Source organism: Clostridioides sp. ZZV14-6150, assembly GCF_020657875.1.
GTDB lineage: Bacteria > Bacillota > Clostridia > Peptostreptococcales > Peptostreptococcaceae > Clostridioides.
This window is the reverse complement of record NZ_JAGWDA010000004.1, coordinates 164,114-178,037: the sequence shown is the minus strand read 5'-3', so window position 1 is coordinate 178,037 and position 13,924 is coordinate 164,114. Positions and strand designations below refer to the sequence as shown.

Sequence of the window (13,924 nt, the reverse complement as noted above, 5' to 3'; positions counted from 1 at the left end):
TTAAAGAGGGGTTAATATGAAGTATAATATACAATTACAAGTCTATGAGGGACCATTAGATTTGCTGTATGACTTGATAACTAAACATAAGATAGATATAAAAGATATATCAATTATAGATATAACTAAGCAATATCTTAATTATCTAAAAATGTTAGATAAAATGGATTTAGAGATAACTAGCGAATTTATAACTATGGCATCTAAGCTTTTAGAGATAAAATCTAAATACTTACTTTACAAACAAAAGGATGAAGAAGAAGACCCAAGAATAGAACTTATGGAGAAATTAGAAGAATATAGAAAATTTAAAATAGCATCACAAGATATAAGGGAAAATATAACTTATATTAATGAAAGATTTTATAGAACAAAAGAAGAAATAGTTATTGATGATAATGTAGATTTAGAAGATATATCAATAGAGGCAATAAAAAATATACTTCCATATATATTTAAGGTTAAAACATCACAAATTGAAAATACTAATGATGAAAAATTGGATAAAATAGTGAGAAAAAAGATAATATCTGTGGAAGAAAAAATAGTGTATATAAGAAATGTTATAAAAGAGAAAATAGAAGTTACTTTTACAAATATCATAAAATCATATGAAAATGATGAAATAATTGCTACTTTTTTATCTATATTGGAGCTTATAAAAGAAAAAGAAATAGTAGTGGTACAAGATATATTTTTTGATGATATTTTAATAAGAAAAAGTTCGGAGTGTTAAAATGAAAAGAGAAGATATAAAGTGTATTATAGAATCTATTATGTTTGCATATGGTGACCCAATAAGTATAAAAGAATTAAATTATATAATAAATAAAGAACTTTCATCAAAAGAGATAGAGATTATGTTAAATTTGCTTATTGATGAGTATAGAGAAAAAAATAGAGGTATTCAGATAATCAAATTGGAAAACAAATATCAAATGTGTACAAATGAAGATTATGCAGAATATATAAAAAAAATTATTGAACCAAAGAAAAAGAAAAGTTTGAGTCAAGCTACACTAGAGACTCTTACTATAATTGCATATAAACAACCAATAACAAAAGTAGAGATAGAAGATATAAGGGGAGTAAAATGTGATAAGGTGTTACAAACTCTATTTGAAAATCAACTTATAAGAGAGGCTGGTAGACTTAATAAAATAGGAAAACCAATAATTTATAAGACAACAGATGAATTTTTAAAGCTGTTAAATATAGAAAGCCTTGAAGAGTTGCCTGCTATAGAAACTTATCAAGAAGCAGTAACAAATGAATAAAGTGTTATACAAAGATAATGTTAATTTTAAAATAAAAATATGAAGAACACAGTAATTTAGTTTATAGTTTTAAATTTTTTAGACGGTTTAAAATAATCTAAGTTATTGTGTTTTTTTTGTGAATATAAAAAAATGGTTTTGGTAAAATAAATATGGTTAATTAAGTATAAATAGTAATTTTTTGATGATAATATAAACATGGAGATTAATGAATTACTTAATTTTAAATACTTAATAGTAGCAATAATTTTTATAATAAGTATAATTATATTGTTTTTAATGTCTCATATAAATATCTTATTAATAGCAGATATAAACAATAAAGATGTTTGTTTAAAACTTAATATAAAATACATGTTTGATTTAATAAATATAAATAGACAACTCTATCCAGCTGAAAATAGTAACAATAATGATAAAAAAGAGGGGATGAAGAATAATATAGACTCTAGTATATTATTAGCTGATGACCTTTTAAGTGTTTATAGACTATTAAAAAAGATAAAAATACATGAATTTTATTCAAACATTGATTTTGGAACTAAAAATATAAGTTTGACATCTTCTGTGTATGTATTAATAAATACCCTATATGGAAATTTATTTAATATAATTGATGCAGAAAAAATATATTTAAATGTAAATCCAAATTTTACAAAAGATTACTTTTTGGGAAATGTAAGGATACATATAAGGTCAAGAATAAAAGATTTATTTCATTTTATAATAATGGTTAATAAAGTTATGAATAAAAATAAAGGAAATTATAAGGGAGGTGATAGTAATGAGAGCAACAGGTTCGATACAAAGTCTTATGGAAACAACTCTTGAAACTATTAAAGGTTCTATAGATGCAAATACTATTATAGGAGACCCTATAAAAACAGATACTACAGTAGTTGTTCCTATATCAAAAGTAACAATTGGATTTGGTATAGGTGGAGGAGAGTATTCAAAAGGATATGATGAGAAAGATAAAAATATTGAAATAAAAAGTGAAAAAGCAGATACAAATTTTGCAGGAGGTAGTGCAGGAGCTATATCTGTACAACCAGTAGCATTTGTAGTAGTTGAAAGTGGAGAGACTAGAATAATGAGCTTAGATAGTAATATTAATCTAGTGGATAATATCTTGTCTATAACTCCTAGAGTATTAGAAAAAATTCAGAATATATCTCAAAATAATAAAAATACAGACAAGAACAATATGTAGTATAAGATTAGAATAGTTTTGAAAATAAAATATATCATTGAATAAAATAGTGAGATTGATATAAGTCTCACTATTTTATAATGTAATTTAAATGTTTTTTACTTTATACCTAATAATATTTTAGTTTAAAACAATTTAAATGGATAATAAAGTTTATCTATAGTATAATTATAAAAAGAAAAGAAGTATTATATTAGAGATATATAAACATATTTGGGGGATAAGAGGGAGTCCCAATTATTAATTTTGAGGTGAATTTTATGAGTGATAAAGAGTTATCTATTTTGTTGTTGGAGAGTATGAATAACTTTCATAATTTAATAAAGATTATTAATAATGAAAGATATAAAAAAGGTAAAGTACTTACAGAAAGGCAATTTTTTGCTTTAGTAAGTATAAGAAAACATAATAAAATGGAACTTAAAAATTTAAGTAGAGATTTACATGTATCTACTTCTAGTTTGTGTATATTACTTAATAAGTTAGTTGAGCAAGAGTATGTATATAGGGAAGAAGATAGTAGAGATAGACGAAATACTTTTTATGGAATAACTGAAAGTGGAGAAAAAATACTAGATGATGAAATATTAAAATTTATATCTATAATAAGTGATAAAATGAACTGTTTAGATATAGAAAACAAAGATAAATTATCTGCTTCTTTGGAAGACTCTAGAAATATAATTGAACAATTATTTTAAAAAGGAGAATTTAATATGCATATAAAATGTTCTAAAGAAATATTAAAAAGTTTGGATGATGCTATAACTGTAGTTACTGTGTTTGAAGATGAGAATGTTTCTACAATGTTTGATAAATTAAATATTGTAAGTAAAAACTTCAGTGCTAAAGAAAATAACATAGAAATTGTGACATTGCTTGAAAATGACAATCTAGTAGACCTTTGCTTAGTTGGTCTTGGTAAGAAAGAATCTTTAGATAAGGAAAAACTTAGAATCATAGGTGGCAACTTGTGTAAAAAAATAAAAGGGGTATTTAGAAATAAAGTATGTAAAAATAATGATATTAACATAATAAATGTTAATTTAGACATAGAGCAGATAGGTGCTTTTTCAGAAGGAATATTGCTTGGCAACTATAAATTTGATAAATATAAGACAAAAAGTGAAGCTTTTGAAGAAAGAGAAATAGATAATATAATTATATTTACTGAAAAAGAAGCAGAGTATGAAATAGAAAAAGCTAAAATACTATCTAATTCAACTATAATAGCTAGAGATTTAGTTAACGAACCATCAAATATAATATACCCAAAGACATTGGCAATAGAGGCAGTTAGACTTGGGGCAGAGTATGGATTTAATGTTGAGATTTATGAAGAAGAAAAAATAAAAGCATTGGGTATGGAAGCTTTTTTTGCTGTATCAAAAGGTTCAGTTAATAAACCAAGATTTATAGTAATGCGCTATTTTGGAGATGAAGAAAATACAGATATACTAGGTCTAGTGGGTAAAGGATTGACTTATGATACTGGTGGATATTCTTTAAAATCAAATGCATCTATGCTAGATATGAAAACAGACATGGCTGGAGCGGCAAGTGTAATAGGAGCTATGTGTGCCATATCTCAGAGTAAATTAAAGAAAAATGTTATAGCAGTAGTGGCTGCATGTGAAAATGCTTTATCAGGAGGTTCATATAAGCCAGGAGATATAATTAATTCTATGGCAAGAAAAACTATTGAAGTTTTAAATACAGATGCAGAAGGTAGACTTACATTAGCTGACGCAATATATTACATTATAAATAATGAAAAAGTGACAAAAGTTGTTGATGTAGCAACATTGACTGGTGCAGCTCTAACATTATTAGGTAATGTTGCAACTCCTGTAGTAACAAATAATGAGGATTTTTATTGTGAGTTGGAAAAAGCATCTACTTTATCTGGAGAAAGAGTCTGGAAGATGCCACTTTATGATGAGTTTAAAAATATGGTAAAGGGAGAAGAAGCAGACCTTAAAAATACTGGAGGTAAAAATGCTGGATGCATAACAGCAGGAGCCTTTATTGGAGAATTTGTTGGCAGTACTCCATGGATACATATGGATATAGCAGGTACAAGTACATCATCAAAATCAAAGGGATATAAATCAAAAGGAGCGACAGGAGAGCCTGTTAGGACATTGTATTATTTAGCAGAGATATAAAATTATATAATACAAAAACTATAGTTTAACGTGTAAAGCCACTTGGATATTTTTAAAACTTAAAAAATGTCCAAGTGGCTTTATTTATAAATTTAAATAAATTATTTACTCTTTTTCTTTTTTTTAAGGATAAAGGTATCTATATTAGATAAAAGAGGAAGTATGTACACAATGCTAGTAGCAAAAATAAATATGAAAATGGTAGTTGTATTGTAACTTAAAAAGCTATAGTAATATTGTGAATCAGTAAATGTATTTAGTAAAAATATAAATGAAAAGTAAATAAGACAAATTCCAAAATTATCTCTAAATGCATGTCTGTTAACTTTAAATTTTCTTACATCAACCATATAAATATTTGCATATATTATCAAACATTTAGAGAAGATAAATAGAAAATATATGAAGCTAGGGAATTCGTATCCTAAGTTTTTAGAAAAAATAAGTTCTCCAACAGAACAGACTAAACTCCAAGAAAAAAATATGTTAAAAAAATGATACTGTTTAAAAGCTAATATAGCTATACATATGTATAGACAAATATGGCTAATTCCAATTGGTAAGGAATTCAAGGTGCTATAATTCCCTGAAGAAATAATTAAAATTTGTTCTAAGGCAACGACTATTACCATTAAGGTACAAAGTATTTTCTCAACTGTGTAACTATAGGGTAAAATATTTTTTGTTAGCTTTGGACAATGATATAGAAATAATCCGAATATAAAAAGACTTACAAACTGTTCACTAGAAAAAAGAAAAATTTTAAACATAGAGCATTCTCTCCTATAATAAATTAATATGTACCTATATAAATATATTCATCCTCTATCAATTTAATATATAAAAAATTTAATAAAGTTAAGATTTTATATAGAAATTTTAAAGAGATAAAAATTTTTAAATTTAGTGGGCATATTGGAATCATGTCAAAAAATAAAAATATTTTTATTTATTAAAGTTTTTGGGAATAATAATAACAAATATTAGAACTAATTAACAGTTTTTGTAAGTATTTGACAATAGAGAGGGTGTAACAAATGGGAATAATAGAATCAGCATCAAAGTTAGCTGAGATAGTTCATTTATTAGCAATTGAAAAGGGGATAACAGATATAGAAGCATGGGAGGAAGCAGTAGAAGAATATAGTAAAATTTATGAAAATAAGAGAGAACAATATAGAAGTTAAAAATAAAATTTTGCTGACAAAAAACTCGTTATACTGGATAAAATTTAATCGTTTATGAAAATATTAAATAATATATGCAAATAAAACAAAAAATGGTATCTCAATTACAATCTAAAAAAATCATTTTGAGATACCATTTAATAGCAAATTTACACAGAAATTAAATATTTCATACTTTAAATTTATTTTAATAAATATTTAGAGATAGAAGGTTTACTTATCTATGTTTTTTATGTAACCTCTTTTTTCTAGTTTTTTTATATGTTCTTTGCGTATTTCATCAAGATTAATACCATATTGCTCTTCTAGTTTAAACATCATAGTTACACATGTTTGAGCCACATCCATCAATTCTTTAGCAGTTTTCTTTATGATATCAACTTCATCTAAGTCATTATTTTCTCCACTTAGATTTCTGAATTTGCCTATACATTCAGCTAATTCGCCTTGTTCTTCACCCATTTTGATAAATGTAGACTCCAGTGTTGGGTCTAAATTATTAAGTTCTGGTAAAGATATAGTTTTTAGTTTCATAAAAAGCTCCTTTCAAATTATATATTTATACTAAAATACTATAACAAAAATAATGCTAAAAAGAAACTTTAAATTCAACATAAAAACTCATATATATAATAAAAATAGTAAAATAAATCTATATTTGTCTTAATACAGCTTCATATAGAACTTCTCCAATAGGTCTATTAATTACAAGAGATGCAGATTTATCATAAACTGTGTTTGCCTTATTAATAAGAGCAATATATTTACCTTTGTAATAATCTATAAAACTAGCTGCTGGATATACAGCTAATGATGTACCTCCTATAATCAGTAAATCAGCATTACTTATAGCAGAAATTGTCTTAGTAATAACATCACTGTCAAGAGCTTCTTCATAAAGCACTACATCAGGTTTTACTATAGAGCCACAATCATCACAATGAGGAATATTACCTCCTAGATTTAGCATAGCTTCTAAATCAAAAAATTTACCACAGTTAGTACAATAATTTCTATGTACAGAACCGTGAAGTTCTAAAACATTTTTACTTCCAGCCATTTGATGAAGCCCATCAATATTTTGAGTTATAACAGCTTTAAGTTTACCCATTTCTTCTAGCTTTGCCAAAGCTATGTGGGCATTATTAGGTTTTGCATTAGGATATATTAGTTTATCTTTGTAGAATTCAAAGAACTCTTCTGGATATTTAACAAAGAAAGTATGTGAAACTAATTGCTCAGCAGTAAATTGTTTATTAAGTTTTTGATTAAAAAGTCCAGTAGAGCTTCTAAAATCTGGTATATTAGATTCAGTTGAAACACCTGCTCCACCAAAAAATACTATATTATTATGATTAGATATTAAGTCTTTTAGGTTATTTGCATCCATAGTCTACACCTCCAAAATTATTATATATAGATTGTACTACATAATATAAAGTTTATGTTACTTTATTAGATTCTGAGTATTTTCTTAATGTTTTAAAAATCAATTTAAAGAGTGGGCATAAATAAAATTATACGAGCTAAAAAAATTTATATTTTTCAATATATAAATATATAGATTAAAATCAGAAATAAAAATAAAGAAAGTATAAATAAAATGTATACATAATATAAATAGACAATATTTACTAAAATCATAAGTTGTCGTATAATTATATTAAAATTGTTTTAGTGTTAAAAGAAGGGCGGGGGAAGTAAGTGAAGAAAAGAGCAGCTTTAGCAACATTAGCTGTATTACCATTAACTATGGTAAATGCACATGCTGATGGAGAAATAGGTATAGTGACTATAAATTATTTAAATGTAAGAAATGAACCAACTGCCGAAAGTAGTATATCTTTTGTTGCTAAAAAAGATGATAAAGTTTTAATAAAAGACTCTTCTAATGGATGGTATAAAATAAAAGCTGAATCTGGACAAGAAGGTTGGGCTTCATCAAAATATATAGCAAAATCTAATGGTAATTTTTTAAGAACATCTACAAATAAAGAAAAACAAGTTACTTCAAATAGTTTAAATATGAGAAATGGAGCAGGAACAAGCTATAGAGTTATAACTGTATTAAAAAAGGGACAAAAAGTAGAAGTAATATCAGAAAGTAATGGCTGGTCAAAAATCAAATATGATGGAAGACTAGGTTATGTATCGAGTTCTTATCTAGGAGATGTATCAAGCTCAACTAATAAATCAAAAACTAAGCAGGTAAATACAACTTCACTAAATGTAAGAAGTGGTCCAAATACAAGCTATGGTGTATTAGGTAAGTTACAAAAAGGAAGTAAGGTAGAAGTAATATCAGAATCTAATGGATGGTCAAAAATAAAGTATAATGGAAAAGATGGATATGTATCTAGTATGTATTTATCAAATGCAGGTCAGAGCGATACAAATGATTCTAGCCAAGGTACTGATAAAAAAGATACTAATAAATTTGTAAATACAGCTTCTTTAAATGTACGAAGTGGTCCAGGTTCTACATATAGTAAATTAGGAAAGGTCTATAAGGGAAGCAAAGTAACTGTGATATCAGAAAGTAGTGGATGGGCTAAAATTAATTTTAATAATAAAGAAGCATTTGTTGTGGGAAATTATCTATCTGATTCAACAGATACTTCAAATAATAATAACTCAAATAACAATTCTAACAATAATGGAAATAATGATTCTACAACATCAGGACAAGTAAATGGTATGGCAAATATAAGTGGGGCTAAGATTGATTACAAATCTCTAAGCTATACGTTAGCTTCTCATATAAATAAACAAGTTGAGAAAGCAACAGCGGGAGGGAATGTAATAGCTCCAGGTAATAGAAAAAGTACTCCAAGTCCTGAATTTAGTACATTTTCAGCACAAAGAACAAGTTCATTTGTAAATGCTAGTTCAAGTGATATAGAATATTATTTAAATCCTAAAAACTTTACAAACACTACAAAAGGTATGATGCAATTTTTGAAAATTAATAGTTATAGAAGTGGTATCTCAGAGTCAAGTTTAAATTCGTACCTTAATGGATTATCTTCTAGTGTATTTAAGAATCAAGGAGCTGCATTTATAAACGCTGCTAAGAAGTATAATATAGATGTAGTATATCTAGTATCTCATGCTATGTGGGAAACTGCTTATGGTAAATCTACACTTGCACAAGGTCAGACATTGACTTCTTATAAAGGTCAAGCTCTTAGCAAGCCAGTTAAAGTGTATAATTTTTTTGGAATAGGAGCAATAGATAAAAGTGCTAATGTTTCAGGAGCAGAGGCAGCATATTCTAATGGATGGACTAGTATTGGAGCTACAATAGATGGTTCTGCAAAATGGATATCTCAAAACTATGCAAATAGTTCTAAGTACAATCAAAATACTATTTACAAGATGAAGTGGAATTATGATTATACATGGCACCAATATGCAACTGATGTAAATTGGGCTAATGGAATTTCTGGAATTATGGAAAATTTAATTGGCCTTTATGGTGGTGGAAGTAGTTTAGTCTTTGAAGTACCACAATATAAGTAATACATAAGTAAAAAAATATAGACTATGGGTAGTTTTTCATTTTGTTTAAATTATCTGTAGTCTTTTTGTATATAATTTACTAGATATAAACCTTAATATTAGTAAAATTTTTATGTTATAATATTAATTCTAAGTAAATATAAGTGAGTAATAGATAGAAATAGAGAAAAAGTGGTAATAATATATATATAATGTTAGGAAAGGAGGATATAAATGGAAAGTGTTAAGGAATATTTAGATAAATTAGAAATTAATAACAGTGGCCTTGGAAAACAACTTAAAGAAGTTTACATAAATAGAGTAGTTTATTTTAAAGAAAATAAAATTGTTTACTTTTACCTAACGTCTAAAGAGATTGTTTCCCATGAACTTTTAGATAAATTTAGAGAAGAATTGATGTATAAGCTTGATTATTTTAAAGATATAAAGATGAAAATAAGATTTACTGGGTTTGAAAGAAAATCTAACAAAGATGTTATAAAAAAATATTGGAATAATATCTTGTATATATTAAAGTACTTGTGTCCGTCCATTGCAGGATGGTATAAGCAAGTTGAATTTCTTTGTTTAGATGAAGAATTAAAAATAAAACTCCCAAAGGGTATATTTTATGAGAGATTAATAAGAAAAAATGTAGTTCATGTACTTAAAACTGTTCTTAGTGAAGAATTGGGATTGGACTTAGATATAACTATTGAAAAAGCTGTTGATGAAAAGGTAAATGTAGAAAGACTCATAAGAATAAATGATAGGGAAATGGAAGAAAAAATTAGAGCATTGGAAATTGGACAAATTAATAAGTGTGAAGAAAATGAAGAAGAAGGTTATGTTATTAAATCAGAAGTTGATGAAAATTTAGTCTATGGAGATAATGCAAATGCTATGATTGAAAATATATCTGGATTAAATGCATCTTCTGGAACAGTTGCAGTTGTTGGGGATATATTTGATGTTGAGACTAAAGAACTTAAAAATGGAAAAATACTTATGATAGCATCGATTACAGATTATACTAGTTCAATAAGTTGTAAGCTATTTTTAACAGATACCAATAAAGATGGAGTACTTGAAAATGTTAAAAAAGGAGCTTATTTAAAACTTAAAGGTGACATAGTTTATGATACATATCAAAGAGAAATTAGTATGATGATTAGTGGAATTAGACAAGAAAATAGACCAGAGAGAAAAGATATTTCAGAAGAAAAAAGGGTAGAACTTCATGCACATACTCAGATGTCCTCTATGGATGCTATTTGTTCTGTTAAAAAACTTGTAGAACGTGCAGCCAAATGGGGACATCCAGCGATTGCTATAACAGACCATGGTGTTGTACAGGGATTCCCAGATGCTATGAATGCTGGTAAGGCAAACAACATAAAAATACTTTATGGAGTAGAAGGGTATTTAGCTGAAGATGATTCTCTTATTATAGAAGATGCAAATGATAAAGAACTTTCTCAGACGTTTGTTGTATTTGATATAGAGACTACTGGATTTTCTAATACAAATGATAAAATAACTGAAATTGGTGCTGTAAAAATAGAAAATTTTAAAATTGTAGATAGATTTAGTGAACTGATAAATCCTGAAAAAGATATTTCGTATAAGATACAAGAATTAACGGGAATAACTAATGAATTGATTAAAGACAAGCCAACTATTGAAGAAGTTCTTCCAAGATTTATGGAGTTTGTTGGAGATAGTGTACTAGTTGCACATAATGCAGAGTTTGATACTGGGTTTATATCACAGAAGTGTAGAGAACAGGGGATAATGTATAATCACAAAAAGGTAGATACACTTATGTTAGCCAGAGTAATGCTTCCAAAGTTAAAAAGACATAGGTTAAATGTTGTTGCTAAAGAGCTTGGTATACCTCTTTTAAACCATCATAGAGCAGTTGATGATGCAGAGGCAACTGCACTTATATTTAATAAATTTTTACAGATGCTTACAGAAAAAGGTGCAAAAACTTTAAGTGATGTGAATAATATTCTTGGAAAAATTGATTATACAAAGCTTAGTACAAACCATATAACTTTGATAGCAAAAAATTCTGTAGGTATAAAAAACTTATATAAGATAATTTCAGATGCACATGTAAATCATTTTTTTAGAGCACCAAGAATCCTTAGAAGTATTTTAAATGAGTATAAGGAAGGTCTCATAATTGGTTCAGCTTGTGAAGCCGGGGTTGTTTTTCAAGCTGTAAAGAAAAATGTACCTGATGAAGAAATGAAAAAAATAATAGATTTATATGATTATATAGAAGTGATGCCTATAGATAACAATAGGTTTATGATTGATAAAGGAGAAGTAAAGGATGAAGAAGAGTTAAGAGAATTAAATAGAAAATTAATTGATACAGCTAAGAGGTTTAATAAAATTCCAGTAGCTACTGGAGATGTTCATTTTTTAGATAAACATGAAGCTGTTTTAAGAAAAGTTCTAAAGTATTCTCAAGGATTTAAGGTAGATGAAGAAGAGACTTATTTACATTTTAGAACAACAGATGAAATGTTGGAGGAGTTTAGTTATCTTGGAGAAGAGTTAGCATATGAAGTTGTGGTTGAAAATAGTAATTTGATTGCTGATATGGTTGAAAATATAAAACCTATACCAGATGATACATATCCACCAATTATAGAAGGTTCAGATGTAGAATTAAGGGAAATGTGCTATGAAAAAGCTAAACGGATTTATGGAGAGCCAATACCAGAAATAGTTCAAAAGAGATTGGATAGAGAATTAAATTCAATAATAAGTAATGGATATGCAGTTATGTATATCATAGCTCAAAAACTAGTTGCAAAATCTCTCTCAGATGGATATTTAGTTGGTTCAAGAGGTTCTGTTGGTTCATCATTTGCAGCTACTATGAGTGATATAACAGAAGTTAATCCTCTACCAGCTCACTATATTTGTGAAAATGAAGATTGTAAATATTCCTTTTTTTATGAAATAGGTGAATGGGGGTCAGGTGTTGACTTGCCAGATAAGGATTGTCCAAAATGTGGAAGAAAACTTGCTAAAAATGGTCATGATATTCCATTTGAGGTCTTCTTAGGTTTTGAAGGTGATAAAGAACCAGATATAGACCTAAATTTCTCAGGAAATTATCAGCCTACAATCCACAAATACACTGAAGAATTATTTGGAGAGGGATATGTATATAGAGCAGGAACTATAGGTACTGTAGCAGAAAAAACAGCTTTTGGATATGCAAGAAAATATGTAGAAGAAAATAATATAAGTGTACCAAATGCAGAGGTACTTAGACTTTCAAATGGGTGTACTGGTGTAAAAAGAACTTCAGGACAGCATCCTGGTGGAGTTATGGTTATACCAGACTATAAAGATGTATATGATTTTACACCTATACAATATCCAGCAAATGATACTTCTTGTGGTGTTATAACTACTCACTTTGATTATCATTCAATAAGTGGTAGGATACTTAAACTTGATATACTTGGACACGACGGTCCTACTATCATAAGAATGCTTGAAGATATTACTGGAATAAATATAACAGAAATTCCTCTAGACGATGAAGAAACTATGTCTTTATTTACATCTACAGAAGCGTTAGGAGTTACACCAGAAGAGATAAATTGTCCTATAGGATGTCTTGCTGTACCTGAATTTGGAACTAAGTTTGTACGACAAATGCTTCTTGACACAAAACCCACTACATTTGCAGAGCTCGTACGTATATCTGGTCTTTCTCATGGTACGGATGTTTGGGTAAACAATGCACAAGATTTAGTTAGAGAAGATATAGTGGGATTAAAAGATGTTATATCTACACGAGATGACATAATGAACTACTTAATATTTAAAGGCTTACCTCCTAAGATGAGTTTTACAATAATGGAGAGTGTAAGAAAAGGGAAAGGTTTGAAACCAGAACATATTGAAGAAATGAAGAAAAATAATGTTCCAGAATGGTATATAGGTTCATGTAAAAAGATTAAATATATGTTCCCCAAAGCACATGCTGTTGCTTATGTTATGACCTCATTTAGAATTGCATATTGTAAAGTACATTACCCAGAAGCCTTTTATGCAACTTACTTTACTACAAAGGTGGAAGATTTTGATGCAGATTTAATTGTTAAGGGTTTGGATACTATAAAATCAAAAATAAATGAGATTGAATCATTGGGAAATGATGCAACTACAAAGGAAAAAGGTATGTTGACTGTATTAGAAGTTGCTCTTGAAATGTATGCAAGGGGGATAAAGTTGTTACCAGTTGATATATATAAATCAGATGCAAGTGACTTTATAGTTGTTGGAGAAAAAACATTACTTCCACCAATGGCAGCAATACAAGGCCTTGGAGGAAATGCAGCTTTAAATATTCAAAATGAAAGAAAAAATGGTGAATTTATATCAAAAGAAGATTTAAGAAAGAGAGCAAAAGTATCAAAAACAGTAATAGAAACACTTACTAATCATGGCTCACTTGAAAATATGAGCGATGAAAACCAATTGTCTCTGTTTTAGGTTAGTTCAAAAAGTTGCAAATAAAAGAATTTTATGATATCATAG

The 13,924-nt window shown here is 27.7% G+C and carries 11 protein-coding genes; 9 read left to right on the top strand and 2 right to left on the bottom strand.

Features of this window, described 5'->3' with window-relative positions; translation table 11 throughout:
- Positions 1-16: 16 nt before the first annotated feature.
- The 7 genes from KGF41_RS06945 to KGF41_RS06910 all read left to right on the top strand — a co-directional run bounded on the left by KGF41_RS06945 (position 17) and on the right by KGF41_RS06910 (position 5,845).
- Positions 17-736: a segregation/condensation protein A gene (locus KGF41_RS06945; RefSeq protein WP_227827183.1), complete on the top strand. Its 720-nt coding sequence runs from the start codon at positions 17-19 to the stop codon at positions 734-736.
- A gap of 1 nt (position 737) precedes the next feature.
- Positions 738-1,277 (top strand): SMC-Scp complex subunit ScpB, encoded by a 540-nt coding sequence (gene scpB / locus KGF41_RS06940; protein ID WP_227827184.1) that lies wholly within the window; start codon positions 738-740, stop codon positions 1,275-1,277.
- Positions 1,278-1,475: 198 nt separating this feature from the next.
- Positions 1,476-2,108 carry a DUF2953 domain-containing protein gene (locus KGF41_RS06935; RefSeq protein WP_227827185.1) on the top strand — a complete coding sequence of 211 codons (633 nt, stop codon included), beginning with the start codon at positions 1,476-1,478 and terminating at the stop codon, positions 2,106-2,108.
- Positions 2,062-2,490 (top strand): GerW family sporulation protein, encoded by a 429-nt coding sequence (ytfJ, locus tag KGF41_RS06930; RefSeq protein ID WP_227434208.1) that lies wholly within the window; start codon positions 2,062-2,064, stop codon positions 2,488-2,490. Before KGF41_RS06935 ends, ytfJ begins: the two co-directional genes overlap by 47 nt.
- 260 nt (positions 2,491-2,750) lie before the next feature.
- Positions 2,751-3,191, top strand: coding sequence for a MarR family winged helix-turn-helix transcriptional regulator (locus tag KGF41_RS06925; protein WP_227827474.1), 441 nt, complete (start codon positions 2,751-2,753; stop codon positions 3,189-3,191).
- A gap of 15 nt (positions 3,192-3,206) precedes the next feature.
- A complete protein-coding gene (locus tag KGF41_RS06920; RefSeq protein WP_227841968.1) occupies positions 3,207-4,658 on the top strand; it encodes a leucyl aminopeptidase in 1,452 nt (483 codons plus the stop codon).
- A gap of 1,037 nt (positions 4,659-5,695) precedes the next feature.
- Positions 5,696-5,845, top strand: coding sequence for a hypothetical protein (locus KGF41_RS06910; protein ID WP_227827188.1), 150 nt, complete (start codon positions 5,696-5,698; stop codon positions 5,843-5,845).
- A 213-nt stretch (positions 5,846-6,058) separates the two neighbouring features.
- On the opposite strand, the gene KGF41_RS06905 is transcribed toward KGF41_RS06910, so the two are convergent.
- The gene (locus tag KGF41_RS06905) at positions 6,059-6,379 is read right to left on the bottom strand and encodes a MazG-like family protein (protein ID WP_009905401.1); all 321 of its coding nucleotides are present in this window, start codon (positions 6,377-6,379) and stop codon (positions 6,059-6,061) included.
- 118 nt (positions 6,380-6,497) lie between these two features.
- The gene (locus KGF41_RS06900; RefSeq protein ID WP_227827189.1) at positions 6,498-7,235 is read right to left on the bottom strand and encodes an NAD-dependent protein deacylase; all 738 of its coding nucleotides are present in this window, start codon (positions 7,233-7,235) and stop codon (positions 6,498-6,500) included.
- Positions 7,236-7,549: 314 nt separating this feature from the next.
- On the opposite strand from KGF41_RS06900, the gene KGF41_RS06895 reads away from it, so the two are divergent.
- Both KGF41_RS06895 and KGF41_RS06890 read left to right on the top strand, forming a co-directional pair.
- A complete protein-coding gene (locus KGF41_RS06895) occupies positions 7,550-9,367 on the top strand; it encodes an SH3 domain-containing protein (protein ID WP_227856521.1) in 1,818 nt (605 codons plus the stop codon).
- Positions 9,368-9,580: 213 nt separating this feature from the next.
- On the top strand, positions 9,581-13,879 hold the full coding sequence (locus KGF41_RS06890; protein WP_227827191.1) for a PolC-type DNA polymerase III: 4,299 nt from the start codon (positions 9,581-9,583) through the stop codon (positions 13,877-13,879).
- Positions 13,880-13,924 lie beyond the last annotated feature (45 nt).